Source organism: Streptomyces sp. BK208, assembly GCF_004364245.1.
Classification (GTDB): domain Bacteria; phylum Actinomycetota; class Actinomycetes; order Streptomycetales; family Streptomycetaceae; genus Streptomyces.
In genome coordinates this window covers 381,408-407,714 of sequence record NZ_SOAV01000006.1, presented here as the reverse complement: position 1 = coordinate 407,714, position 26,307 = coordinate 381,408, and the positions used below count along the sequence as shown (strand labels likewise).

The window sequence follows — 26,307 nt, the reverse complement described above, 5'->3', positions numbered from 1 at the left end:
TCAGGCTCCCTTCGTGGTCGTACGGCGTTCCGTGGGCTGGGTGACCCGGTCGAGCATCAGGCCGAGGCAGACGATCGCGGCGCCCGCGACCAGGCCGGTCGCCAGGTCGCCCTGGGCCAGGCCGAAGACGACCTGGTAGCCGAGGGCGCCACCGCCGACCAGGCCGCCGATGATGACGACGGCGAGGACCAGGACGACGCCCTGGTTGACGGCGAGCAGCAGGGCCGGGCGGGCCAGCGGGAGCTGGACCTGGCGCAGTTGCTGGCCGCTGGTGGCGCCCAGCGAGCGGGCCGACTCCAGGGCGGCCGGGTCGACCTGGCGCAGCCCCTGGGCGGTGATCCGGACGACGGCCGGGAGGGCGTAGACGACGGCCGCGGCCACGGCGGGCGCGCGGCCCACGCCGAACAGGGCGACGACCGGGATCAGGTACACGAACTGCGGCATCGTCTGGAAGACGTCGAGCACGGGCCGCAGCAGGCGTTCGAAGCGGTCGCTGCGGGCGGCGGCGACACCGGTGGCGAAGCCGACGACCAGGGTCACGGCGACGGCGGCGAGCACCTGCGAGAGCGTGTCGAGGGACGGGTCCCACACGCCGAGCACGCCGATCGCGGCCATCGCGAGGACGGCGGTGAGCGCGGTGCGCCAGGTGCCGATCAGCCAGGCGAGGGCGGCGACGATCAGCAGGACGGACCACCAGGGCAGCCACTGGAGGCCGTCCCGCAGCGGGTTGAGGACCCAGCTGGTGAAGTGCGCGGCCCAGTCGGCGGTGCCGCCGACGACGGGGACGCCGGAGTACAGGTGGGCGGTCATCCAGTCGACGGCCCGGTTGACGGGCTCGGCGATGTTCAGCTCCCACCCGTCGGGCCAGTCGAGGAAGCCGGCCACTCGCCCGGCTAGCGCGACGGCCGCGGCGACGACCAGCGCGTACAGCCAGGAAACCGGGGACTTCCCGGACTCGCCGAGCCGCTCCCCCGCCGCACCGGTCACGCGGTCCAGGACGACGGCGAGCAGCACGATCGGGATGCCCGCGGCGAGGGCGGCACCGACGTCGACCGAGGCGAGCGCCTGGTAGACGCGGTCGCCGAGACCGCCGGCGCCGATGACGGAGGCGATGACGGCCATGGACAGCGCCATCATGATCGTCTGGTTGACGCCGAGGAGGAGTTCCCTGCGGGCCAGCGGGATGCGCGCGGTGAGCAGCCGCTGGCGGGCGGTGGTGCCGAGGGACTCGACGGCCTCCAGCACCTCCTTGTCGGCGCCGCGCAGGCCGAGGGCGGTGAGCCGGGCCATGGGCGGGGCGGCGTAGACGACGGTGGCCAGGACGGCGGCGGGGACGCCGATGCCGAAGACCAGGACGACGGGCAGCAGGTAGGCGAAGGCGGGCAGCACCTGCATGGTGTCGAGCACCGGGCGCAGCACGCGGTCCATCCGGCCGGACAGGCCCGCGGCCAGGCCCAGCAGGGCGCCGACGGCCACCGACGCGAGGACGGCCACGACCATGAGCGCGAGGGTCTGCATGGTCGGCACCCACATGCCGAGCAGGCCGCAGGCCAGGAACGCGGCGGCGGTGCCTGCCGCGAGCCTGACGCCGGCCACCCGCCAGGCGACCAGGGCGCCGATCGCGGTGACCCCGGCCCAGCCGACGGCGAGGAGGGCGAGGTACACGGCGCGGACGGCGAGGACGACGACGTTGCTGACGTGGCCGAGGAAGTAGAGGAACAGCGGGTGGCTGTCGCGGTTGTCGATGATCCAGTCGCTGGCCGTGCCGAGCGGTTCGGAGACGTCGACGGTGAGGGCGGTGGGCCAGGCGGCGCCGGGCCACCGCGTGATCGCCAGGGGCACGAGGATCGCCGCCGCGAGGGCCAGGACGAGGAGCTTGCGGACGGCTCTGTTGGTGAGAATGCCCGGCGGGGCGGCCTTCTGTGACGTCTGAGCAGTGATCGTTGCCATTACGCCGGCTCCTCGGTGGGGGCGGGGGGCGGGGTGGTCGGCTCACGGCGCGTGGCCGGTGCCTCCCCCGTCCTCGGCTTCGCTCGCGCGGGGGCACCCCCATCGCCCACCCGTGCCGCCCCGGCGGCACGACTGCCCGCGGCGGGGGCGGCCGTGGCGGCACCGTCTGCCGCGGCGGGCGTGGCGGCTGTGCCCGCCACCACCGACAGGAGGTCCGCCGCGTCCACCACGCCCAGGCAGCGGCCTTCGTCCATGACACGGGCCGGGGAGCCTGCCCGGGCCACGGCCTCGATGGCCTCCGAGACCGTGGCCCGGGGGCGGATCGCCGGGCCGGTGCCCGCCTCGTCGGCGGAGACGGCGGGGCGCATCGCCGTGCGCACGGTGAGGACCTGCTCGCGCGGGACGTCGCGGACGAACTCGCGGACGTAGTCGTCGGCGGGCGCGCCGACGATCTCCTCCGGGGTGCCGAGCTGCACCACGCGGCCGTCGCGCATCAGGGCGATGCGGTCGCCGAGTTTGAGGGCTTCCTGGAGGTCGTGGGTGATGAAGACCATCGTGCGGCCCTCCTCGCGGTGCAGCCGCACGACCTCCTCCTGCATGTCCCGCCGGATCAGCGGGTCGAGCGCGCTGAACGGCTCGTCGAAGAGCAGGACCTCGGGGTCGACGGCGAGGGCGCGGGCGAGGCCGACGCGCTGGCGCTGGCCGCCGGAGAGCTGGCCGGGGCGGCGGTGCTCCAGCCCTTCGAGACCGACCTTGGCGACGATGGCGGCGGCGCGCTCGCGGCGCTCGGCGCGGCCCATGCCCTGGACCTCCAGGCCGTAGGCCACGTTGTCCAGGACGGTGCGGTGCGGGAGCAGGCCGAAGTGCTGGAAGACCATCGCGGCGCGGTGCCGGCGCAGTTCGCGCAGCCGGGACCTGTCCATGGCCCGGACGTCCTCGCCGTCGATGGCGATGGATCCGGCCGTCGGCTCGATGAGGCGGGTCAGGCAGCGTACGAGGGTGGACTTGCCGGAGCCGGACAGTCCCATGACGACGAAGACCTCGCCCTTGCGCACGTCGAAGGAGACGTCGGCGACGGCGGCGGTGCAGCCGGTGCGGGAGCGCAGCTCGGCCGGGCTCAGGGCGGTGAGGTCCGGGTCGGCGGGGACCCGGGCGGCCTTGGGGCCGAAGACCTTCCACAGGCCGTCGACGGAGAAGACCGGCGGGCGCTCGGCCACGGTGTCGGTGGCGGCGGCGGTGTCCTTGGCGATGCTCATCGGGCGTCACCACCGATCATCTCGACGGCACGCTCCCCGACCATGAGGACGCCGATCATCGGGTTCACGGCGGGCATGGTCGGGAAGACGGAGGCGTCGGCGATGCGCAGACCCGAGAGCCCGCGAACGCGCAACTCCGGGTCCACCACGGCCTGTTCGTCGGTGGCGGCGCCCATGCGGCAGGTGCCTGCCGGGTGGTAGACGGTGTGGGCGACCTTGCGGGCGTACTCGCTCAGCTCGTCGTCCCCGGTCACCTCCGGGCCCGGGCAGACCTCGCGCTTGAGCCAGCCGGCCAGCGGCTCGGTCCGGGCGATCTCCCGGGCGATACGGATGCCGTCGACGAGGGTGCGGCCGTCGTAGTCGTCCTCGTCGGTGAAGTAGCGGAAGTCCAGGGCGGGCTTCGCGGACGGGTCGGCGCTGGTCAGGTAGAGGCGGCCGCGGGACCTGGGCTTGGGGATGTTCGGGGTCATGGAGACACCGAACTCCGGGCGCTCGTAGCCCAGTCGCTCCGGGTTGTCCGTGAAGGGGATCTGGTAGAAGTGGAACATCAGGTCGGGGCCCGCGTGTTCGGGGTCGCGGCGCACGAACAGACCGGCGTCGGAGTCCATCGCGGAGTTGTCCGGGAGGGGACCGTTCGTCTCCCACACGATCACCGACTCCGGGTGGTCGAGCAGGTTCTCGCCGACGCCGGGCAGGTCGAGCACCACGGGTATGCCGAGGGCCTCCAGCTGGTCCTTCGGACCGATGCCGGAATGCAGCAGCAGGCGCGGGGAGTCGACGGCCCCGGCGCTGAGGACGACCTCGTTCCTGGCCTTCACCAGGATCTCCTCGCCGTCCTTGGTGCGGACGTGGACTCCCTCGGCGCGGGTGCCGTCCAGCTCCAGCCGGTACGCCCAGGTCTCCAGCATGAGCGTGAGGTTGGGACGCTCGTCCATCACCGGGTGCAGGTACGCCACCGACGCCGACGAGCGCTTGTTGTTCTCCGGGTGGTAGGCGAGGTCGAAGAAGCCGACGCCCTCGGTGAAGGGCTTCTTGTTGAAGCCCTCGACCCGGGGGACCTCCAGCGCCTTCTGCGCGGAGTCGACGAAGTCGCGGGCGATGGCGTTCCGGTCCTTCTCGTCGACCGGGACGATGTTGTTCTTCAGCCGGGCGAAGTACGCCTCCATCTGCACCGCGCCCCAGCCCTCGGCGCCGGCCGCCTCCCACTCGTCCCAGTCGGACGGCAGCGGCTTGAAGGCGATGAGGGTGTTGTGCGAGGAGCAGCCGCCGAGGACGCGGGCGCGGCTGTGCCGGATGTGCGAATTGCCGCGCGGCTGCTCGGTGGTGGGGTAGTCGTAGTCCAGCTCGCCGCCGAGCAGGCCCATCCAGCGGCGCAGGGTCAGCACGTCGTCGCGGCCGACGTCACTGGGGCCGCCCTCGATGACGGCGACGGTGACGTCCGGGTTCTCGGTGAGACGGGAGGCGATCACGGAGCCTGCCGTACCGCCGCCGATGACGACGTAGTCGTAGACGTGAGTGGTTTCTGGCATGGGGGTACTCCAGTGGGGCGAGCGGATGGTGCGGGGACGTACGGAGACGGGAGTGGTCAGCCGGTGAACCAGCGGACGGGCTCGGGCGCGAGGTTCTGGTAGACGTGCTTGCTCTCGCGGTACTCGGCGAGGCCGGCGGGGCCGAGTTCGCGGCCGACGCCGCTCTTGCCGAAGCCGCCCCACTCCGCCTGCGGCAGGTAGGGGTGGAAGTCGTTGATCCACACGGTGCCGTGCCGCAGCCGGCCCGCGACCCGGCGGGCCCGTCCCGCGTCGGCGGTCCAGACGGCACCGGCCAGACCGTACTCGGTGTCGTTGGCGAGGGCTACGGCCTCGTCCTCGGTGCGGAAGGTCTCGACGGTGAGGACGGGGCCGAAGACCTCCTCGCGCACGACCCGCATCCCGCGGTGGCAGTGGTCGAGGACGGTCGGTTCGTAGAAGTAGCCGGACTCGGGCCGCTCGGGCGAGGGCTCGGGCCGCTTGCCGCCGCAGCGGAGTTCGGCGCCCTCGGCGAGGGCGGAGGCGACGTAGTCCTCGGTCCTGGTGCGCTGCTGCTCGGAGACGAGCGGGCCGCACTCGACGCCGTCCTCGGTGCCGCGACCGAGGCGGATCCTGGTGGCCCGGCGGGCGAGTTCGGCGACGAAGCGCTCGCGGACCGACTCCTCGACGATGAGGCGCCCGCCGGCGGAGCAGACCTGGCCGCTGTGGATGAACGCGGCGTTGAGGGCCTGGTCGACGGCGGTGTCGAAGCCCTCCTCGGTCTCGCAGGCGTCGGCGAAGACGACGTTGGGGTTCTTTCCGCCGAGTTCGAGGGCGACCTTCTTGACGGTGACGGCGGCGGCCTGGGCGACCTTGGTGCCGCTGACCAGACCGCCGGTGAAGGAGACCAGGTCGACGTCGGGGTGCTCGGCGAGCCGGGCGCCGACGGTGTGTCCGGGGCCGGTGACGATGTTCGCGACGCCGGTGGGGAGGCCCGCCTCGACGAGCAGGTCGATCAGGGCGACCGTGGTGAGCGGGGTGATCTCACTGGGCTTGATCACGAAGGTGTTGCCCGCGGCGAGCGCGGGGGCGATCTTCCAGCTGGCCTGGAGCAGCGGGTAGTTCCAGGGTGTGATCATCGCGCAGACGCCGACCGGCTCGTGCACGACGACGCTGTGGATGTCGGGCGATCCCGCGTCGACGACCCGGCCGGGGGCCTCCCCGGCGACCAGGTCGGCGAAGTAGCGGAAGGCGTCGGCGACGCAGTCGATGTCGACGCGGCCCTCCTCGACGGTCTTGCCCGCGTCGCGGCTCTCCAGCAGGCCGAGCCGCTCGCGGTCGCGCACGAGGAGGCCGGCGACGCGGCGCAGCAGGGCGGCGCGCTCGGCGACCGGGGTGTGCGGCCAGTCGCCGGCGTCGAAGGCGCGGCGGGCGGCGGCCACCGCGAGGTCGGTGTCCTTCTCGTCGCCCTCCGCTACCACGGCGAACGGCAGGGCGTCCGCGGGGTCGAGGATCTCGCGCGTGGCACCGGAGGACGCCGCGAGCCATTCGCCTCCCGCGTGGATGGTCCGGTGCGCCCGCTCCGCCGGGGTGGGTGTGCTGTTCGCCATGCCGGTGTTGCCTTCCGTTCCTGATCGGTCCCCCTGTGTCACCCGCGCGTCACTCTCGGGGACCGTGAGCCCCTGCCCCGCCGCCCTGTTTGCATGCCGAATCGCCGGTCGAAAGTGTGGCGCATCACGGAGAAAAGGGGCGGTAGGGACATAAAGGGGCACGGAAACGGGCACGGGCCCCGTCCCGGTGTGCGACCGGAACGGGGCCCGTGCGGGGCTGTGGGGCTGGGCTCAGATGAGGCCGAGACCGCGGACCGCCTCGCGCTCCTCCGACAGCTCCTTGACGGAGGCGTCGATGCGGGCGCGGGAGAAGTCGTTGATCTCCAGACCCTGGACGATCTCGTACTTCCCGTCCTCGGTGGTGACGGGGAAGGAGGAGATGATGCCCTCCGGGACGCCGTAGGAGCCGTCCGACGGGATGCCCATGGAGGTCCAGTCGCCCTCGGCGGTGCCGTTGACCCAGGTGTACACGTGGTCGATGGCGGCGTTGGCGGCGGAGGCGGCCGAGGAGGCGCCGCGGGCCTCGATGATGGCGGCGCCGCGCTTGGCGACGGTCGGGATGAACTCGTCGGCCAGCCACTTCTCGTCGTTGACGGTCTCGGCGGCGTTCTTGCCGCCGACGGTGGCGTGGAAGATGTCCGGGTACTGGGTGGCGGAGTGGTTGCCCCAGATGGTCAGGCGCTTGATGTCGGCGACCGTCGAGCCCGTCTTCTTCGCGAGCTGGGTCAGCGCGCGGTTGTGGTCCAGGCGCGTCATCGCCGTGAAGCGCTCGGCCGGTACGTCCGGGGCGGCGGCCTGGGCGATGAGGGCGTTGGTGTTGGCCGGGTTGCCGACCACGAGGACCTTGATGTCGTCCGCGGCGTGGTCGTTGATGGCCTTGCCCTGCGGCTTGAAGATGCCGCCGTTGGCCTCGAGGAGGTCGCCGCGCTCCATGCCCTTGGTGCGGGGGCGGGCGCCGACGAGGAGGGCGACGTTGGCGCCGTCGAAGGCGACGTTCGGGTCGTCGGTGATCTCGATGCCCTGGAGGAGCGGGAACGCGCAGTCGTCCAGCTCCATCGCGGTGCCCTCGGCGGCCTTGAGCGCCGGAGTGATCTCCAGGAGGCGCAGCTTGACCGGCACGTCCGCGCCGAGCAGCTGGCCGGAGGCGATGCGGAAGAGCAGGGCGTAACCGATCTGGCCGGCCGCGCCGGTGACGGTGACGTTCACGGGAGTGCGGGTCATGGCGTTCTCCGTATGACAGCTGGCGGTGGGGCGTCCCTGCCCCGGGCGTTTGATCGATCTCTTGGTATCAAGAGATCCATCCAGCGGTCAGGCTATCGCGCCCGCGGTGTGCGGCACGTCCGGGTCGGTGTGGCCCGTCCCACAGGACGACGGCGGGCTCACCCGTACGCCGGGAACGGGGGCTCAAAAAAGAGGCGGCCGCCTGTCCGGGAGAGGGGGGACTGAGGCGACCGCCGCTCGGGGATACCGTTGCCGGACTCCCGTGGGGGTACTTTTCGCGTGCCCGTGCGGACGCGGGACATGCCTGTCGCGACGGATTTTCTTCGCCGGCCGGCCGGCGCCTGCCGCGGAGGGCCCGCTCTGCGGCTGTCGCACGGCATCTGCTCCGCGCCTGCCGCGGGGCCCGCGCGCCGCTACCGCGTGCAGCCCTCCGTGCCCGATGCCAGCGTCGCGCACGCGGTGGCGTCGGCGACGGACTTCACGGCGACCATCGTGGTGTACGCGGCGGTGTCGCCCGCGGTGCCGACCGTCGCCCGCTGCTCGTTCGCGCCGCCGGCGCTCACCTTGACCTCGTCGCCCTGTGCGGCCTGGGTGACGCGGGCCCACGCGGCTCCGCAGACCTTGCTGTAGCGGACCTCGACGGCGGCCGTGCCGACGACGGCGGACGCGCCGGTGGTCACCAGGTCGCCACCGCAGCCCATCCGCTCCGGGTCCTTACCGGTGCAGGCGTCGCCGCTGCACTTCACGCCCGGGGGCAGCTGCGCCTCACTGGTCACGGTGGGCGACGGGGAGGGTTTGGCGTCCTCGTTCTTCCGGTCGCCTCCGCCCTTCAGGAAGAAGAAGGCGCCCGCGGCCACGACGAGCACGCCGACGACTCCCGCGACGAGCGCCGTCGTCCGCTTGCCGCCGCCGCCCGGGGACCGCCGGGGCGGACGCGGACGGCCGCCGTGCGGGGGCTCGCCGTACGCGGGCGCACCGTAGGCGGGCTCGCCGTGCCCGGGCTCGCCGTACGAGGGGCCGCCGTACGAGGGGCCGCCGTACGTGCCCGCGGGGGCGGTGACCGGGCCGTGGCCGGGGCCTTGCGGCTCGGCGCGGCCGGCCGGCCGGGCCGGGTCCCCGGTGCCGGTCCGGGGCCGGGAGCGGGCCGCGCGGTCGCCGGTCGGCGCGGGCCCCCGGTATCCGGCGAGGCCCCACGAGTTGCCCTCGGTCGCTCCGCCGGCGGACGGCGGGGAGGAGGTGCCGGGTGCGCCGTCCTGGTGCGGTCCGAGGGCCGAGTCGGGGCTGTCGGCGGCCGTCGGCTGTGCCGGGACGGCCGGTGGCAGCGTGGGCGACACACCGGCCGGTCCGGCGATCCCGGACCCGGCCGCCGCGCCGCCGCCGTGACGGCCGGACCGGCTCCCCTTGCCGCTGCCGTTCCTTCCGCCGCTGCCCGGCTCGGCCGCGGAGTCGCCCGACGTGGGCGCGGGCGTGCCCGGTTCGCCGAGTGCGGCCCGCGCCTGCGAGATCCGGATGGCTTCCATGGTCATGTCGTGGCGCATCTCCGAACGGCTCCAGGCACGTTCGGCCAGCTCCCACAGGGTGGTCAGGTGGACCGGGTTGGTCTCCGTCACCTCGGCCAGGGCCACGACGGCACCCTTGGGCGCCAGCAGCCGGCCGTTCAGATAGCGCTCCCAGGACGTCTTGCTGTAGCCCGTGGCGTCGGCCACCGAGGCGACGCTGAGTTCGCTGCGGTCCACGAGCCGACGCAGCTGACCGGTGAACTCCGCGATCTGCGGATCGAGTTCATCCGGCAAGGCCTTCCAACGAGGCACTGCTTCCCCCTCTTCCCCCGGTGACGTGCTGGTCGTTCCCCCGCTGGTCACCGCGCGGCGTCCGGCGCACGATGCCTGCCTGGTTCTGGCTACCCACAGGGATGCGCCCGCTCAGGATCTCAGTTCCCGGGGTGGGGGCGCACAGGTGCACAGAGGCCGGGGCGGTGCACAGTCGCACGCCCACGGACCCGTGGTCCAGTGTCCCACCGGAGCCGCCGCGTCCGAACGGAACCCCCGGCACCGGGGTCCGCGTAGCCGAGTAGCGGAACGGTCACTTCCGTGCCACAGCGCCCTGACAGCCGTTGAACAGGGCGTTCCGCGTGCAGGAGGGTTGATCCCGGCGGCGGCCCGTCCTCCCACGGGGGTGGGGACGGGCCGCCGTCGGGATCTTCCGGGTCCGTCTAGCTGACCGTGAAGTGCAGGGTGTCCTTGAGGAACGGGATCTCCAGCACCGGGTTCGGCTGCGCCATCAGCGCCAGCAGGGCGATGGAGAGGCCGAGGACGCCGTACGTCGTGATGTCCGTGAAGCGGGAGCGCACGGCGAGCATGCCGACGTCGGGCACCATCCAGCGCAGCACGGCACCGCCCAGGAGCGCGGCGCCGATGAGTACCGTCCCCCAGCGGAACACGTCGAGCGCGGTCAGCAGCAGGCCGAGTCCGACCAGCAGCACCACCGCGAGCACCGGCCACTGCCGGGCGGGCGCCGGGGCGTCGCGGGCCGCGGCCCGGCCACCGCCCTCGGGGCGGGCGGTGTCGCGGGTGAAGAGCGGGAACCGGCGCGTGACACGGCGGGGGCGCCCCGTGGCGTCGGGCGCGCTGACGGGGTCGCGGACGGTGATGTCCTCGGGGTCCTCCGTGCGGCTTCCCTCCGAGTCCCCTGAGGCGCTCGTGTCCCTGGAGTCCCTGGAGTCCCTGGAGTCTTCTGAGGCGCTTGTGCCCTCTGAGGACTCCGGGTGTCCTGAGGCCACGGCGGGCTCATGGGCCTTCGATTCCTTCGGGACGTCCGAAGCCTTCGCGACGTGCGAAGCCTTCGTGGCATCCGAGTCCTTCGAGCGGCCCGGGGCGTCGGGGGCCCCCGGGGCGTCCGGGGTCCCCGTGCCGCCCGGTCGCGCGGCGTTGGTCTCCTCAGCCGGCACTGCGCTCCGCCGCCTCCACCACGTTGACGAGCAGCTGGGCCCGGGTCATGGGGCCGACACCGCCGGGGTTCGGGGAGATCCAGGCGGCCACCTCGGCCACACCGGGGTGGACGTCGCCCATGATCTTGCCCTCGGCGTTGCGGGAGACGCCGACGTCGAGGACGGCGGCCCCCGGCTTCACGTCCTCGGGGCGGACCAGGTGCGGGGAGCCGGCGGCGGCGATGACGATGTCCGCCCGCTTGAGATGGGCGGCGAGGTCGCGGGTGCCGGTGTGGCACTGGGTGACGGTGGCGTTCTCGCTGCGCCGGGTGAGCAGCAGCGGCATCGGGCGGCCGATGGTGACACCGCGGCCGACGACCACGACCTCGGCGCCCTTGATCTCGACGCCGTAGCGGCGCAGCAGGGTGAGGATGCCGTTGGGGGTGCAGGGCAGCGGCGCCGGCTCGTTCAGGACGAGGCGGCCCAGGTTCATCGGGTGCAGGCCGTCCGCGTCCTTGTCCGGATCCATCAGTTCGAGGATGCGGTTCTCGTCGATGCCCCGGGGCAGCGGCAGCTGGACGATGTAGCCGGTGCAGGCCGGGTCCTCGTTCAACTCGCGGACGACCGCCTCGATCTCCTCCTGCGTCGCCGTGGCCGGCAGCTCGCGCTGGATGGAGGCGATGCCGACCTGCGCGCAGTCACGGTGCTTGCCGGCGACGTACTTCTGGCTGCCTGGGTCGTCGCCGACCAGGACGGTGCCGAGGCCGGGGGTGACACCCCTCTCCTTCAGCGCCGCCACGCGGGCGGTCAGTTCGGACTTGATCGCGGCTGCGGTGGCCTTGCCATCGAGAATCTGGGCGGTCATACCCCCATCCTCGCGGATGACCGGCCCCCGGTTCCAATCAGGTCGGCATGCGGGCAGCGCCCCGGGACCTTCCGGACGCCGTGGGACACGTCCGGTCCTGTCCGCTCATGACCGGCGGTGTTGCACTTGCACAACGCATCGCGGCCGGGCTGGACAAGTAAGAGTTCGGTCAAGAACGATTGGACGGCACAGTGCCGCGGGGCCGTACCGGGGGGACGAACCGCTTACGAACAAGCTCCTCCGCGTCGGGCCGCGCGTCGTCCCCGCACCTGACAGCGACGGAGGAAGACCCGCCATGAGTTTCGGCGATCCGAACAACCCCTACGGCCAGCCGCAGGGCGGCCAGCAGCCGAACTACGGCTACCCCCAGCAGCCCCAGGGCCAGCCCGGCTACGGGTACCCGCAGGCGCCTCCGGTACAGCCGTACGGCGGTCACGGGCCGGGCCCGACGGAGATGCCGGGCATCACGCGCGCGGCGCAGATCATGCTCGCCGTGATCGCCGCCGCCCACCTGATAGTCGCCGCGGTCTACGCCTACAACCTGTCCCAGTGGGACGAGGTGATGCTGGAAGCCGGTGTCACAGGGGACTCGGAAGCGGAACGATTCGCCGACCTGGGCAAGGGCATCGTCGTCTTCTTCCTCGCGCTGGCCGCCGTCTACGCGATCCTGGGTCTCGTGCTCGTGTTGCAGTACGCGAAGGGCGGCAACGCGGTCCGGGTCTGCTCGATCGTCTACGGCTCCCTGGCGATCGTCACCGGCATCTTCACCCTGGCCGTCTACGGTCTCGGCCTGCTGATCATGATCGTCTCGATCCTGCTGATCGTGTTCGCGGCCAAGCGCGCCACCGCCGAGTGGTTCAGGCGGCCTCGCTACTGAACGGCCGTCCGGCACGGCACAGTTCTCGCCAATCACGTCACGGGGCCGTGTCTCACCCGTACGAGGGGGGCACGGCCCCGGTGCGTCGCCCTAGTCTGAGCCGGGTAGCCGTCAGGCACGGGGAGACGCACCTTGTACAGCATCATCGTGGTACCTCCGCCGACCACGGGGGACGAGGACAGCAGCACCCAGTTCCGGCTCGCGCCCGGCGAACGGCTCGTCTTCGGACGGTCCGTGCCCGAGGGCGGCCTGCTGATCGGGCACGACGGGGTGTCCCGCAGAGCCGGTGAGATCGCGGCCCACGGCACCTTCTGGACGGTGAGCAACCTCTCCGCCCACCAGACCTACGTGGTGGAGAACCCGGAGGGCGCCGGCGAGCACATCAAGGTGGCGCCGGGCCGACTCGACGCCCCGGTGCCGTTCGAGTTCTCGCGGATCGTGCTGCCCGCCGCCGGTGACCTGCTGCCCTTCGAGGTGTGGGCGCCGCGCCACGACTACCTGCGCGGTGAGGACGGCACCGACGGCGAGCCGACCGCGCCGGCCTTCTCCGTCGACCGCACCAAGCGGTACTTCGCGGTGCTGGCCGCGTTGTGCGAGCCGCGGCTGCGCGGGGCGCCGCACGCGCCGCTGCCGACCACGGACCAGGTCGTCGAGCGGCTCCGCCCGGCCTGGCCGGCCGCCTCCCGTACGTCGGTGCAGTGGAACATCGACTACCTCGCCGTGAAGCTGCGGCTCAAGCCCGGCCCGGAGACCGCCGAGCCGGGTCCCCGGCTGAACGGCAAGAAGGAGTCGCTGGTCTCGCTCGCGCTCCGGTTCGACCTGGTCCGCGAGGACGACCTGGTGGTCCTCGCGGCGCCGTCCGGACAGGCGCTGCGGTGACCGAGCCGTACGCCGTCCCGGTGCCCAGGGGGTACCGGGTGGGCGTGTGGGAGGTGCGCGAGCCGCTCGCCACCGGCGCCTTCGGCAGCGTGTACGCCGCCCGCCGCGTCGGCGCCGCCACCGACGGGACGCGTGCCGACGGGGGCCTGCCGGAGACGGCCGCGTTGAAGTTCCTGCCCACCGGCACCGGCACCCCGCGCCGGCTGTCGCACCTGCGGGACCTGGTCGAGCGGGAGGTCGGACTGCTGCGCCGGCTGCGGCGGCCCCGGCTGATCCGGATGTACGAGACCCTCACCGTCGACGACCCCGGCCACCCCCGGCTCGACGGCTCCACCGTCCTCGTCCTTGAGCGGGCCGAGGGCTCGCTGTCCGTCCTGCTCACGGCCGCGCCCCGGCCGCCCGCCGGGCCCGCGCTGCTCGCGCAGGTCTGCGAGGGCCTGCACCAGCTGCACCGGGCGGGCTGGGTGCACGGCGACCTCAAACCGGCCAACGTGCTGCTGATGGCGGACGGTTCGGTACGGCTGGCCGACTTCAACATGGCCGCCGAGCTGGAGGGCACCCACGCCTACACGCCCGCCTTCTCCACCCCGGACTACACGCCGCCCGAGCTGCTGTGGTCGGAGATCGGCGAACGGGGCCGCCGCATCCGCCCCTCCACCGACGTCTGGGCCTTCGGCGTCCTGGCCCACCTGGTGCTCACCGGGTCGTTCCCGCTGCCCGGCGGCACCCCGTCCGCCCGCCGCGACGCCGCCGTCGCGTACGCCCGCGGCACCCAGGAGCTGCGGCTGTCCCCCGAACTGCCGCCGCCCTGGCGGGAGATCGTGCGGGCCTGCCTGACCCGTACGCACGCCGACCGGATCGGCACCGACGCCCTGCTGCGCCGGGTCACGGGCGTGTCCGGGGGCGCGAGCGGTCCCGCGAGGTTCTCGCTCCGGTCCCGCGCACGCCGTCGGCGCAGGGTCCTGGCCGCCGGGTCCGCGGGGCTCGTCACCCTCGCCGCCCTGGTCCTCGGCGTCCTCCGCTGGTCCGACGGCGGCCGCGCGCCCGCCGCGGCTCCGGGCACCGGCGGCACCGCGAGCGTCGCCGCCGCCTCCTACGGCGCGGCCGAACTGCGCACCGACCGGGACGTGCCGCCCGCCTACCGTCTGCTGATCGTGGAGACGGCGCACGACTGCGACCGCGAGGAGGTCAGCCCGGCCCTGCTCGCGGCCGTTCTGAAGGTCGAGAGCGACTTCGATCCGGACCTGGCCGACCCGGCCAAGGACGAGTACGGCATCGCCCGCTGGACCCCGAGCGTGCTGCGCTGGTGGATGAACGAGGACGGCACGCCCGGCGAGACCGTCCCGGAGCCTCCGTTCCCGCCGGCCGAGTCCGTCCCGGCGATGGGCCGCTACCTGTGCTGGATCGCACCCCGCCTCGGCGCCGGCCTGACGGGCGACCGCAGCGTGCTGGTCGCGGTCGCCTACCGGACGTCGTACCGGAAGGTGAACGACGCGGGCGGAGTTCCCCCGAAGTACCGCGACTACGCCGACCGCGTCGCTCACCACCTCAAGGAGTACACGCCTCCCGGCGGTAGGTGACCCTGGGAGTTCCGAGGTACCGCCCGGCCGGCGTCCGGGGGCACGGTGTGGGCACACCGCTTCGGCGGCACGACACCGAGATCCACGGGGGATCGAACGATGAACATCCTGAAGCCCGCAGCACTCCTCCTCGCGGCCACCGCCCTGGCCGCGAGCTCGACCGTCGCGGCCACGGCCGACGACAGCCCGGGCGGCACCCGGGTGACCGGTCCCGCTCTCCACCAGAAGGCCGACCAGGTGCTGGCCGACAGCCCGGCGCCCCGGCGCGTGACCGCCGACGCGGTCGAGTACGAGGGCCTGACCGTGACCGACGCGCCCAGGACCAGGAGCGCCCAGGACCTGGCCTGCGACTACGGCCACCTCTGCATGATCGTCAACGGCACGAAGTTCGACTTCTACCGGTGCCAGACGTGGAACCTGACCAACTGGACCGGCAACGGCCCGTTCACCAACAACCAGACGCCGGGCACGGTCGCCAGGTTCTTCAACCGGGACGGCAGCGTCCGCTGGACGTCGACGGCCTACCAGGCCGGCACCGCGACCTGGGACCCGATCTGGTCGCTGCGCCCCTGCTGATCCGCCCACCGGGCCCGCCGGGCCCGACACCGCGGCGGCCCCCGGTCCCCTCCGTGGAGGGGACCGGGGGCCGCCGTTCGGCCGTGGGGCAACCGTCAGTGGAAGAAGTGCCGGGTCCCCGTGAAGTACATGGTCACGCCGGCCTTCTTCGCCGCCTCGACGACCAGCTCGTCGCGGACCGAACCGCCGGGCTGGACGACGGCCTTCACGCCGGCCGCGGTGAGGATCTCCAGGCCGTCCGGGAAGGGGAAGAAGGCGTCGGAGGCGGCGTACGCGCCCTGCGCGCGCTCGGCACCGGCCCGCTCCACCGCGAGCTTCGCGGAGTCGACCCGGTTGACCTGGCCCATGCCGACGCCGACGGAGGCACCGTCCTTGGCGAGGAGGATGGCGTTGGACTTGACGGCCCGGCACGCCTTCCAGGCGAAGGCCAGCTCGGCCAGTTCCGCCTCGGAGAGTGCCTCGCCGGCGGCCAGCGTCCAGGTTGCGGGGGCGTCGCCCTCGGCCTGCACGCGGTCGGTGACCTGGAGGAGGGCGCCGCCGTCGATCGGCTTGACCTCGACCGGGGCGGTGGGGGCCTCGGGGGCGCGCAGCACGCGGATGTTCTTCTTCTTGGTGAGCGCTTCGAGGGCGCCGTCCTCGTAGTCCGGCGCGACGATGACCTCGGTGAAGATCTCGGCGACCTGCTCGGCCATCTCCTTGGAGACCGGACGGTTGACCGCGATCACGCCGCCGTACGCGGAGAGCGGGTCGCAGTCGTGCGCCTTGCGGTGCGCCTCGGCGACGTCCGCGCCGACGGCGATGCCGCACGGGTTGGCGTGCTTGATGATCGCGACGCAGGGCTCGGTGTGGTCGTACGCGGCACGGCGGGCGGCGTCCGTGTCCGTGTAGTTGTTGTACGACATCTCCTTGCCGTGCAGCTGCTCGGCCTGGGCCAGGCCACCGCCCTCGGGGGAGGTGTAGAGCGCGGCGGGCTGGTGCGGGTTCTCGCCGTAGCGCAGGGTGTGGGCGCGCTCGTAGGTGGCGCCGAGGAAGTCCGGGAAGCGGGACTCGTCGACGGGGGCGTACTCGGCGGCGAACCAGGAGGCGACGGCCACGTCGTACGCGGCGGTGTGCTGGAAGGCCTCGGCGGCCAGCCGCTTGCGGGCGGCCAGGTCGAAGCCGCCGTCCTTGACCGCGGAGAGCACGTCGGCGTACCGGGCGGGGCTGGTGACGACGGCGACCGAGGGGTGGTTCTTCGCCGCGGCGCGCACCATCGACGGGCCGCCGATGTCGATCTGCTCCACGCACTCGTCGGCGGTGGCGCCGGAGGCGACGGTCTCGCGGAACGGGTAGAGGTTGACCACGACCAGGTCGAACGGGGCCACGCCCAGCTCGTCGAGCTGCTGCCGGTGGCTGTCCAGGCGCAGGTCGGCGAGGATGCCGGCGTGCACCTTGGGGTGCAGGGTCTTGACCCGGCCGTCCAGGCACTCGGGGAAGCCGGTCAGCTCCTCGACCTTGGTGACGGGGACGCCGGCGGCGGCGATCCGCCCGGCGGTCGACCCGGTGGAGACCAGCTCGACGCCGGCCTCGTGCAGTCCGCGCGCGAGCTCCTCGAGCCCGGTCTTGTCGTAGACGCTGACGAGCGCGCGACGGATGGCCCGCTTGTTGCTCCCGGCGGTGGCGGTGGCGGTCACTGGATAACTACCTTTCGTCCCTCAATGCGATAGCCGTTGCGGGCGAGCCGCCCCACGACATCGACGAGCAGCCTTCGCTCGACTTCCTTGATGCGCTCGTGCAGAGCGGCACCTTCGTCTTCGTAGTCCTCGTCCCGGACCTCCACCACGCCCTGCGCGATGATCGGCCCGGTGTCGACGCCGTCGTCGACGAAGTGGACGGTGCAGCCGGTGACCCTGGCGCCGTACGCGAGCGCGTCCCGCACACCGTGGGCTCCCGGGAAACTGGGGAGGAGGGCGGGGTGGGTGTTGACGAGGCGCCCACCGAACCGCGCGAGGAACTCCTTCCCCACGATCCTCATGAACCCGGCCGAGACGACGAGGTCCGGCTCGTGGGCGGCGACGGCATCGGCGAGCGCCGCGTCCCACTCCTCGCGGGTCCCGTAGTCCTTGACCTTGCGGACGAAGGTCGCCACCCCGGCACGCTCGGCGCGGGCGAGCCCCTCGATGCCGTCGCGGTCGGCGCCGACGGCGACGATCTCGGCCCCGTAGGCCTCGGCGCCTGCGGCGGCGATCTCGTCGAGGAGTGCCTGGAGGTTGGTGCCGGATCCGGAGACCAGCACGACGAGGCGCTTGGCTCGCCGGTCCGCGGGCTTGGCGGCCACGGTGGGGGCCTTTCTCGGGACAACGGATCTGTTTGTACGGTCGTACGAATGCGTCGCACCCCGGGATACGGGGAAGTCTACGAAGCGGCCGACCGTCAGCAACGATACCGGCACACCGGACGGCCCCCTCGGGACGGGGGCGTGGCCGGAAGGTAGCGTCTGTGTGGGCGGGGGCGGGAACGCCGCCCGTGTGTCACGCGTTCAGCAGATGTGCCGACCGGTGCGGGCGTTCCACCAGCTCGCCCGTTCCACCAGCCGCTTGTTCATCGTCGCCAAGGGGAAGACGCTCAGTTGATGCCGGACCGCAGCCCGCGACTGCTCACGCTCCCCCAGCAGTCGGCGCAGCCAGGGGCCCGCAGCACCGTGCTGCTGCGGGAGCGCCCCTCGTCGCCGCCCGACTCGCCCTCGGACCGCAGGACCGGCGGCGACCAGGACGGCGCCCCCGACCAGGACAATCCGTTCGCTCCGCCTCCGGAGGGCACGCCGGACCGTCCCTGGCAGCCGCGGCACCCGTCGGGCGACAGCGGCGACACCCAGGGCGATGGCGACCGCTCCCCCTGGGGCGGCCGGTGGAGCGACCGGCAGCCCGGCAGGTCTCCCGGCGGCTTCGGCGAGCGGCCCGGCGGTTCGGGCGGCCCCGAGGGTCCGGCCGGCGGCCCGGCTCCGCGCTGGGACCCGACGGACCCCGCCCAGCGGCGTGCCCGCTACGCCCTGCTGAGCGGCATGTGGGCCCTCTTCTTCGCCCTCTTCACCTGGCCGTACGTGGCCCTGCTGCTCGGCGTCCTGGCCCTGTACTGGGGCATCAGCGCACTGCGCGCCAAGCCCCGCACCGCCTCCGACCCGGAGAGCCAGGCCCCGCCCCCCGAGCAGACCGGCCGCCCGCAGCGCACCGCCGCGATCAGCGGCCTGGTCACGTCGTCCCTGGCCATCGTCCTGGTCGCCGCGTCCTTCGGCACCCAGCTGATCTACAGCGACTACTACACGTGCCGCGACGACGCCCTGACCAACGCGGCGGAACAGTCCTGCGAACGCCACCTCCCCGAACAACTCAGGGACCTGCTGGGCTCGGGCGACTGAGGGGGCCTTCAGTTCCCCGTCAGCCCGTCCGGCGTCCGGGCACTTCCAGCCCGTCCGGCGTCCGGGCACTTCCAGCCCGTCCGGCGTCCGGGGGCTTCCAGCCCGTCCGGCGTTTGAGGACGAGGCCGTGCAGGCCGAAGCGGGGGTCTGGGGGCGGCAGCCCCCAGGGACGGGAAGGGAAGGGGCGGCGGGGGCGAAGAAACCTCCCCACCGCACCGACCGTCACTCCCCACCGCGGGGCGACTCCCCAGGCCCGTCGGCCGGCAGAAGATCGTACGCACCCCCACCGCCCTCGTCCTCGTCGTACAACCCGAACGGCACCGCGTCCTCGTCCGCGCCCTCACCCCCCGCGCCCGCCACACCCTCGGCCCCCTTCCCCCGCTTCCGCCACCGCCGCACCGAGAGCACGGAGGACACGGCGGACACCGCAGACGCAGCGGACACAGCAGACGCGGCAGACGCGGCAGACGCGGCAGACGCAACCGGCGCCGCACACGCAGCAGGCAGCCGCCTCCCCGGCACCGCAACCGCGCCATCCCCACCCTCCCGCCCGGCACCGCCCCGACAGCGCCACGCCCGTGCCGTCACCGCCACCGGCACCGCCACCACCCCGATCCACGCCAGCGTCGCACCCCCGGCCTGCCACCACACCGGCCCGAACCGGGCGAGCGCGGCGCTGCCCAGCGGACCGCCGGCGAAGCCGGCCAGCAGGGCGACGAGGACCGCGCACAGCACGGCGGCCACCAAGGCGGCACCGGCGGTCCGCCGCCACGACCAAGCCCCATTGGCCCGGCCTCCCGCGCCGGCCACGCCCTCCGCGGCCATTCCCTCCGCCGCACCCCCCGCCGTGGCCGCCCGCGCCGTGAACCACCCGACCACCACCCCCGCCACCAGCGGCACCGCCCCCGCCGCCCAGTGCAGCGTCGTGCCGGGACCCGCGTCCGGCACCGCGGCCAGCAGCGGGAACGGCGGCAGCAGCGGCGCCGGCGCCGAGGAGGCGGGCGCCACGACGTGCCCCGCGCCGAGCACGAAGCCGGGCCCGAGGGCGTACACCGCGGCCCACACCGCCGCGTTGGGCACCAGCGCCAGACAGAGCAGCAGCACGGCGAACCTCCCCGACCACCCGTCGGTCAGCCGCAGGAACGCCTCCCCCGCGGCGGTCCCGTGCCACACCAGCGACACCGCGAGCAGCAGCGCGCCACCACCGACGAGCACCGCCGCACCGGCGCCCGCGGCGCGCGTCGCGGCGCCCAGGCGCGCGTCCGGCTCCACCATCAGCTCCCGCAGCTTCCGGGGCAGCACGCGCAGCGCCCGCCCCACCGGCCCGCCCGGCCGGCCGAACGCCGTCCACACCCCGGCGCCCGCCGCGCCCATGGCGACCAGCGGCAGACACACCACCGCCCACCACGACGAGGGCCGCAACGCGCCCCCCTGCGCGTACAGGACCACGGGCGCGGCGACGGCGAGGTGACCGAGGACGACCCCGGCCCAGGCCATGCGCGCGGAGACGGGCGGCGGACCGGCGTCCGGCACGCCCGCCATCCACGCCGGCCGCGCACCGGCCCCCGGCTTCAGGGCCGCGCCGACGGCCACCCCGACCCCGTCCCCGGGGTCCGTGGCGTCGCGGGCGGCGCGGTGCAGCAGCCACACCGGCAGCAGGAGGAACAGCAGCGGGGTGACGCCGAGGGGCGCGGGGGTGCCGGAGAGGGTGTCGGTACGCACCAGTTCGGCCCCGTGCGCCAGCACCCACAGCGCCGCGGCGACGTGGAGGGCACCGCCGGGCCCGCTGTCCGGGTACGGCGAACTGATCCACAGCAGCGTCACGAGCGCGGCGCACCCGGCCAGCCCGAGCAGCGCCGCGAAGACGCCGCCCAGGAGACCGGCGGCCAACCCGGGTGACCGGTCGAGCCACCGGGTGCGCAGCTGGGAGAGCGGTGTTGGACGAGCGGTCGTCTGCATCACGCCCGCCATGCTCCCAACGACACGCGCTTTCACGGCGTAACGGGCGAAGCTCCGCTGTGTCGCTCAATATATGTTTATGTACTTTTTCGTACGGAGGGGTACCCAGTGACACGCCGCCCCGCAACCTCGCTCCCACCCCCCAAGCTGCGCCGACGCCTGCGTGAGGCCGCCGCACTGACGCAGACTCAGCTCGCGTCGCGGGTGGGCGTCACTCCCGGGACGGTCCGCGCGTGGGAGAGCGGCCGCACGACCCCGCGAGGCCGGAAACGGGAGGCGTACGCGAAGCTGCTGAAGACGCTGGCCGAGCAGGACGCGGCACGGCAGGCGGCACGGGCGCCGGAAGGGGGACGGGACACCGGGCCGGCATCCGCCTCGCAACCGAAGGCTCGCTCCGTACCGGTGGTCGTGGCCGTCGGCGCGGGCGGGGGCTCCAAGCACGAGCCCCCCGACGCCGCCGACAGCCTCGTACCGCCCGCGAAGCCGCTCACGGAAATCGCCGCAGAGCCGGACACGGCAACGGGACAGGACCCCGGGCCGGGACGGGGACCGGGACCCGGACCGGGTAGGGGAACGGAACCCGAACCGGGAACGGAACCCGAACCGGGGTCGGAACCCGAACCGGGGTCGGGGGCCGGGCCGGCCGCGCTGACGCCCGCTCAGGCGTTCGACGTCCTGTACGAGTTCAGCGCCCCCGCCCTCGTACGCCAGACCTACCTGCTGACCGGCCGGCGCGAGCAGGCGCGGGAGTCGGTGGAGCGGGCCTTCCAGACCGCCTGGGAGCACTGGCCCGAGGTGGCCCGCGACCGGGACCCGGTGGGCTGGGTACGGGCGACGGCGTACGAGTACGCGCTCTCCCCGTGGCAGCGGTTCCGCCCGCGTCACCGGCACCCGGAGCCGCCGCCCGCCGACCCGGGCGACCGCACCCTGCTGAACACCCTGCTCAGGCTCCCCCCGAGGCACCGCCGTGCCCTCGTGCTGTACGACGGGGTGGGCCTGGACCTGCCCGAGACGGCGGCGGAGACGGAGGCGAGCACCCCGGCGACGGCGAACCGGCTGCTGCACGCCCGCGAGGCGGTCGCCGGCCGGCTGCCCGCGCTGGCCGACCCCGAGGTGCTGCACCAGCGGCTGGCCGAGCTGGCGTCGAACGAGCGGTTGCGGACGGACCTGCCGAAGACGGTGCGCCGGGGCGGTGAACGCCGGGCACGGTTCCGGACGCGGGCGGCGATCGCCTTCACCGTGGCCCTCATCGGGAGCACGGCCCTGACGCTGCACACCGCGCCGACGCACTACGAACCGCCCGTCTCCCCCGGGGTGGCGGTGCGCGGGGTGCCGCCCAGGGTGGCGCAGGGTGCGCTGTCGGACGAGGAGCTGGAGCTGCGGCAGAAGCTTCGGGACCAGGCGCAGGACGGTCCCGAGCGGCTGAGCCCGAAGGCCGAGTGACGCGGCGCGGTCGCCGGAACGCCGAGTGGCCCGCCCCCTGCGGACAGGGGGCGGGCCACTCGGTGGCGAGCAGGCGCTCGGCCGGCGGGGCGGTGTCAGCCGGCCAGGATGGCGCGGGCGAGCTTCGCCGTCTCGGTCGGCGTCTTGCCGACCTTGACGCCGGCGGCCTCCAGGGCCTCCTTCTTCGCCTGGGCGGTGCCGGACGAACCGGAGACGATGGCGCCGGCGTGGCCCATGGTCTTGCCCTCGGGCGCGGTGAAGCCCGCGACGTAGCCGACGACCGGCTTGGTCACGTTCTTCGAGATGTACTCGGCCGCACGCTCCTCGGCGTCGCCACCGATCTCGCCGATCATGACGATCAGGTCGGTCTCGGGGTCGGCCTCGAACGCGGCGAGCGCGTCGATGTGCGTGGTGCCGATGATCGGGTCGCCACCGATGCCGACGGCGGTCGAGAAGCCGATGTCACGCAGCTCGTACATCATCTGGTACGTCAGCGTGCCGGACTTCGAGACCAGGCCGATGCGGCCCGGCTTGGTGATGTCGCCCGGGATGATGCCGACGTTGGACTGGCCCGGGGTGATGATGCCGGGGCAGTTCGGGCCGATGATCCGGGTCTTGTTGCCCTTCTTGCCGGCGTACGACCAGAAGGCGGCCGAGTCGTGCACGGCGATGCCCTCGGTGATGACGACGGCCAGCGGGATCTCGGCGTCGATGGCCTCGACGACGGCGTCCTTGGTGAACTTCTCCGGCACGAAGATGACGGAGACGTTGGCGCCGGTCTTCTCGATGGCCTCCTTGACGGTGCCGAAGACCGGTACCTCGGTGCCGTCGAAGTCCACGGTGGTGCCCGCCTTGCGCGGGTTCACGCCGCCCACGACCTCGGTGCCGTCACCCAGCATGAGCTTGGTGTGCTTCATGCCGGTGGCGCCGGTCATGCCCTGGACGATGACCTTGCTGTCCTTGTTGAGCCAGATAGCCATGGTGTGTTGGTGTCCTCGTCCTGAGTGCTTACTTGGCGGCGGCGTGAGCCAGCTCGGCGGCCTTGTCGGCCGCGCCGTCCATGGTGTCGACGCGCTGGACCAGCGGGTGGTTGGCGTCGGTGAGGATCTTGCGGCCCAGCTCGGCGTTGTTGCCGTCGAGACGGACGACGAGCGGCTTCTCGACCTTCTCGCCGCGGTCCTCCAGGAGCTTCAGCGCCTGGACGATGCCGTTGGCGACCTCGTCGCAGGCGGTGATGCCGCCGAAGACGTTGACGAACACGGAGCGGACGTCCGGGTCGCCGAGGATGATCTCCAGGCCGTTCGCCATGACCTGGGCGGAGGCGCCGCCACCGATGTCCAGGAAGTTGGCGGGCTTCACGTTGCCGTGCGCCTCACCGGCGTAGGCGACGACGTCGAGGGTGCTCATGACGAGACCCGCGCCGTTGCCGATGATGCCGACCTCGCCGTCGAGCTTGACGTAGTTGAGGTTCTTCTCCTTGGCGGCGGCCTCGAGCGGGTTGGCCGCGGCCTTGTCGTGGAGCGCCTCGAAGTCGGGGTGACGGAACTCGGCGTTGTCGTCCAGCGACACCTTGCCGTCGAGGGCGAGGACGTCACCGGAGGCGACCTTGGCCAGCGGGTTGACCTCGACCAGGAGGGCGTCCTCCTTGATGAAGGTGTCCCACAGCTTGACCAGGATGTCGGCGACCTTGTCGGCGACCTCGGCCGGGAACTTCGCGGCCTCGACGATCTCGCGCGCCTTCTCGGGCGTCACGCCGTCGATCGCGTCGATCGGGGTCTTGGCGACGGCCTCCGGACGGGTGGCCGCCACCTCCTCGATCTCCATGCCGCCCTCGACGGAGGCGATGGAGAGGAAGGTGCGGTTGGCACGGTCGAGGAGGAAGGAGACGTAGTACTCCTCGACGATCTCGGGGGCGGTCTCGGCGATCATCACCTTGTGGACCGTGTGGCCCTTGATGTCCATGCCGAGGATGTCCGTCGCGCGGGCGACGGCCTCGTCCGCCGAGGCGGCCAGCTTCACGCCACCGGCCTTGCCGCGGCCACCGACCTTCACCTGGGCCTTGACGACGGACTTGCCGCCCAGACGCTCGGTGATCTCGCGCGCCGCCTCAGGCGTGTCGATGACTTCACCGGCCAGCACCGGTACATCGTGCTTGGCGAAGAGGTCCCTCGCCTGGTACTCGAACAGGTCCACGCGCTTCCGTCCCTATCAGTGATCTCGCGGTTCGTTGGATGCGTGGGCGTGCCGCGAAGGGCAACGTGACGTCCGCTGTGAGTCACAAGGGGGGCGCACACGGTGTCCGAGCGCGCGGCATGTCCGTCTCGCAGGTTATCGCCGCTTGCGGGGGGTCTCTAAATCGTGGGTCACACCTGAGCGGTGATGCCTGTCACATGATGCCGCGCTCACTGGCACGCGGTGCCGGATGTGAGCCGGAACGGCGGGCGCTCAGGGTGACGGCGAAGGGCCTCACCGGGCTGGGGTTGGCCCGGTGAGGCCCATGGGCGTCCCGACGGCCGCACGGGTGCGGTGCGCCGGGGCGCGGGCGGTGCGGTCCCCACCCCAATGGGGATCTGACCGCCCGGACCGCGGGGGTTTCGGCCGGACGGAGGCCGACGGATTTCGGCCGTCCGGGGCCTGCCGCCCCGCGGGGTCTGTGCTGCCCGCGGAGGCCGGGGCAGGAGGTGTGTGGTGCCGGTGGTGTGCGCCGGCCCGCTGGCGTGGGAAGTGGCGCCGCTGAGCCGCTCAGCTCGCGGTGAGGACGTGCCCGGCTCCGCTCGGGGCGTCCTGGGCGAGCCGGACGTACCGGGAGTGCGGGGCCGTCCTGGGCGAGCCGGACGCACCGGGGTGCCGGTTCCGTCCCGTCCCGTCCCGTCCCGTCCGTCCCGGTTCACCCTGGTCCGTGCTGGTCCGTGCTGGTCCGTCCTGGGCCTTCCCGGCGTCCGGTGTGCCGGACGGTGAGCGGGCGTGCAGGCCCGGGCTGCGGAGGTGCGGGCGGCCGGGGGCGCGGCCGAGGGTACGGCCCTGGGGACGTACGGCCCTGGGGACGAACCGACGGTGCGGCCGGCTCACGTCGGCCGCACGGCCGGGCGCCCGCCGGGGAGCCGTTCTAGGCGGGAGAGACGGGGATGTCCCGGTACTGCTCCCGGAGCCCGGCCGCGTCGGCCCGTTCCGGGGCGCCGGGTACGAGCCGGAACGCGATCCGGTACTGCGGGGTGACCGCGCACGCGTCGCCGTGGCGCGGCGTCCCGTGATCGGCACCGGACGCGGTGCCGAGGGCGCCGTCGGGGTCACCGCCGGGCGCCGGGCGGACGGGGGCGTACCCGGCGGGACCGGTGCGCTCGGACGCTGCCCGGTGTGCGCCGACGTGCGCGGTGGGCACGGCCGGTGTCACGGGTGCCGTTGCGGGGCCGGACCGGGGTCCGTACCCGGCGGTGCGGGCCGGGCTCCGGGCTCCCTCGGCGTCGGCGGCACCGGACGGGTCGGCGGCACCGGACGCGTCCGCCGCGGCCGGGGCGGGTGCGGCTCCGGTTCCGGTTTCGGTTCCGGACGCGAGGCCGGTCGCGGGGCCGGTCGCGGACTCGGAGGGGGAGGACGATCCGGGCTGCTGCTCCGGCTCCGCCGGCTGTGCGTGTCCGGTCAGGTCGCCGATCCCCGACGTGTCGGGCAGCACCTGCAGCGGCGGCGCCTCGGCACCGGTACCGGTGCCGGCCCCGGTGCCCGCGACCGCCTCCAGCGTTCCGGTCACCGTCGCCACCACGTCACCGACCGGTCGTACGACCCGGTCCTCCACCGTCCGGACGATGTGCTCCGAGACGGGGCGGAGACCCGGCGGCACCGGGCCGGAGCCCTGCCCCGAGCCGGTTCCGGCCTGCTGGGCGGGAACGGCGTCCAGCGGACTCTGTGCCCGGTCGGCAACGCCGAGGACCCGGCCGACCGTGTCCCGCATGGGCGCCGGCGCCTCGTCGGCCGCCTGGGCCCGCCCTCCGCAGAGCAGCCCGAGGACGAACAACCCGCCCACGAGCAGTGCCACGTGCAGCGCACGCCGCCCGGCCGCGACGCGCAGGACGCGTGAGGCGGCACCGGGCAGGGCTGCTGACCAGATCAAGAGGGGAGCTTCCTCCGTGCGGTGGAACGAGCGCGCGTCGCACATCGCATCGACACGCCGCGCGATACTCGCACGGAGGTGTGGATATTGCGCAAGTCCAGTGGCGTCGACGGCCCGTCATATCCGTCTTGCCGGTCGCAATCGGGTCACCCGTATCGACG

The 26,307-nt window shown here is 73.4% G+C and carries 20 protein-coding genes; 6 read left to right on the top strand and 14 right to left on the bottom strand.

Going from position 1 to position 26,307, the window contains the following annotated elements:
- The 8 genes from EV562_RS17845 to EV562_RS17810 form a co-directional block, all read right to left on the bottom strand.
- Complete coding sequence (locus EV562_RS17845) at positions 1 to 1,950, bottom strand: ABC transporter permease subunit (protein WP_133887772.1); 1,950 nt, start codon at positions 1,948 to 1,950, stop codon at positions 1 to 3.
- Complete coding sequence (locus EV562_RS17840) at positions 1,950 to 3,206, bottom strand: glycine betaine/L-proline ABC transporter ATP-binding protein (protein WP_133887771.1); 1,257 nt, start codon at positions 3,204 to 3,206, stop codon at positions 1,950 to 1,952. Before EV562_RS17840 ends, EV562_RS17845 begins: the two co-directional genes overlap by 1 nt.
- Positions 3,203 to 4,735, bottom strand: coding sequence for a GMC oxidoreductase (locus EV562_RS17835; protein ID WP_133887770.1), 1,533 nt, complete (start codon positions 4,733 to 4,735; stop codon positions 3,203 to 3,205). The genes EV562_RS17840 and EV562_RS17835 overlap by 4 nt, the downstream gene beginning before the upstream one ends.
- Positions 4,736 to 4,791: 56 nt before the next feature.
- Positions 4,792 to 6,321 carry an aldehyde dehydrogenase family protein gene (locus EV562_RS17830; protein WP_133887769.1) on the bottom strand — a complete coding sequence of 510 codons (1,530 nt, stop codon included), beginning with the start codon at positions 6,319 to 6,321 and terminating at the stop codon, positions 4,792 to 4,794.
- Between the two features lie 231 nt (positions 6,322 to 6,552).
- Positions 6,553 to 7,542 (bottom strand): malate dehydrogenase, encoded by a 990-nt coding sequence (locus tag EV562_RS17825; RefSeq protein WP_133887768.1) that lies wholly within the window; start codon positions 7,540 to 7,542, stop codon positions 6,553 to 6,555.
- 413 nt (positions 7,543 to 7,955) lie between these two features.
- Positions 7,956 to 9,335 (bottom strand): XRE family transcriptional regulator, encoded by a 1,380-nt coding sequence (locus tag EV562_RS17820; protein ID WP_243860083.1) that lies wholly within the window; start codon positions 9,333 to 9,335, stop codon positions 7,956 to 7,958.
- Positions 9,336 to 9,754: 419 nt separating this feature from the next.
- On the bottom strand, positions 9,755 to 10,321 hold the full coding sequence (locus tag EV562_RS17815) for a DUF3017 domain-containing protein (protein WP_243860082.1): 567 nt from the start codon (positions 10,319 to 10,321) through the stop codon (positions 9,755 to 9,757).
- Between the two features lie 157 nt (positions 10,322 to 10,478).
- Positions 10,479 to 11,333, bottom strand: a complete 855-nt coding sequence (locus tag EV562_RS17810) for a bifunctional methylenetetrahydrofolate dehydrogenase/methenyltetrahydrofolate cyclohydrolase (RefSeq protein ID WP_003974148.1) — start codon at positions 11,331 to 11,333, stop codon at positions 10,479 to 10,481.
- Between the two features lie 295 nt (positions 11,334 to 11,628).
- Between EV562_RS17810 and EV562_RS17800 the strand changes: the two genes are divergently transcribed.
- The 4 genes from EV562_RS17800 to EV562_RS17785 all read left to right on the top strand — a co-directional run bounded on the left by EV562_RS17800 (position 11,629) and on the right by EV562_RS17785 (position 15,245).
- A complete protein-coding gene (locus EV562_RS17800) occupies positions 11,629 to 12,210 on the top strand; it encodes a hypothetical protein (protein WP_133887765.1) in 582 nt (193 codons plus the stop codon).
- Between the two features lie 132 nt (positions 12,211 to 12,342).
- Positions 12,343 to 13,089, top strand: a complete 747-nt coding sequence (locus EV562_RS17795) for an FHA domain-containing protein (RefSeq protein WP_166661843.1) — start codon at positions 12,343 to 12,345, stop codon at positions 13,087 to 13,089.
- Positions 13,086 to 14,669 carry a protein kinase gene (locus tag EV562_RS17790; RefSeq protein WP_133887764.1) on the top strand — a complete coding sequence of 528 codons (1,584 nt, stop codon included), beginning with the start codon at positions 13,086 to 13,088 and terminating at the stop codon, positions 14,667 to 14,669. The genes EV562_RS17795 and EV562_RS17790 overlap by 4 nt, the downstream gene beginning before the upstream one ends.
- A 99-nt stretch (positions 14,670 to 14,768) precedes the next feature.
- The gene (locus EV562_RS17785; protein ID WP_133887763.1) at positions 14,769 to 15,245 is read left to right on the top strand and encodes a hypothetical protein; all 477 of its coding nucleotides are present in this window, start codon (positions 14,769 to 14,771) and stop codon (positions 15,243 to 15,245) included.
- Positions 15,246 to 15,340: 95 nt separating this feature from the next.
- On the opposite strand, the gene purH is transcribed toward EV562_RS17785, so the two are convergent.
- On the bottom strand, positions 15,341 to 16,918 hold the full coding sequence (gene purH / locus EV562_RS17780; protein WP_133887762.1) for a bifunctional phosphoribosylaminoimidazolecarboxamide formyltransferase/IMP cyclohydrolase: 1,578 nt from the start codon (positions 16,916 to 16,918) through the stop codon (positions 15,341 to 15,343).
- Positions 16,915 to 17,562 (bottom strand): phosphoribosylglycinamide formyltransferase, encoded by a 648-nt coding sequence (purN, locus tag EV562_RS17775; RefSeq protein WP_133887761.1) that lies wholly within the window; start codon positions 17,560 to 17,562, stop codon positions 16,915 to 16,917. The genes purH and purN overlap by 4 nt, the downstream gene beginning before the upstream one ends.
- A gap of 294 nt (positions 17,563 to 17,856) precedes the next feature.
- On the opposite strand from purN, the gene EV562_RS17770 reads away from it, so the two are divergent.
- Positions 17,857 to 18,639, top strand: a complete 783-nt coding sequence (locus EV562_RS17770; RefSeq protein WP_133887760.1) for a hypothetical protein — start codon at positions 17,857 to 17,859, stop codon at positions 18,637 to 18,639.
- Positions 18,640 to 18,861: 222 nt separating this feature from the next.
- Here EV562_RS17770 and EV562_RS17760 read toward each other — a convergent pair whose 3' ends face one another.
- Entirely contained in the window at positions 18,862 to 20,610 is a 1,749-nt protein-coding gene (locus tag EV562_RS17760) for a DUF6350 family protein (protein ID WP_133887758.1), read from the bottom strand.
- 96 nt (positions 20,611 to 20,706) lie between these two features.
- Between EV562_RS17760 and EV562_RS17755 the strand changes: the two genes are divergently transcribed.
- Complete coding sequence (locus EV562_RS17755) at positions 20,707 to 22,041, top strand: helix-turn-helix domain-containing protein (protein WP_166661842.1); 1,335 nt, start codon at positions 20,707 to 20,709, stop codon at positions 22,039 to 22,041.
- Positions 22,042 to 22,136: 95 nt separating this feature from the next.
- Here EV562_RS17755 and sucD read toward each other — a convergent pair whose 3' ends face one another.
- The 3 genes from sucD to EV562_RS17735 form a co-directional block, all read right to left on the bottom strand.
- Complete coding sequence (gene sucD / locus EV562_RS17750) at positions 22,137 to 23,021, bottom strand: succinate--CoA ligase subunit alpha (RefSeq protein WP_030145560.1); 885 nt, start codon at positions 23,019 to 23,021, stop codon at positions 22,137 to 22,139.
- A gap of 28 nt (positions 23,022 to 23,049) precedes the next feature.
- Positions 23,050 to 24,234, bottom strand: a complete 1,185-nt coding sequence (gene sucC, locus EV562_RS17745) for an ADP-forming succinate--CoA ligase subunit beta (RefSeq protein WP_102928842.1) — start codon at positions 24,232 to 24,234, stop codon at positions 23,050 to 23,052.
- 913 nt (positions 24,235 to 25,147) lie between these two features.
- Positions 25,148 to 26,146 carry a hypothetical protein gene (locus tag EV562_RS17735; RefSeq protein WP_133887757.1) on the bottom strand — a complete coding sequence of 333 codons (999 nt, stop codon included), beginning with the start codon at positions 26,144 to 26,146 and terminating at the stop codon, positions 25,148 to 25,150.
- Positions 26,147 to 26,307: the final 161 nt, after the last annotated feature.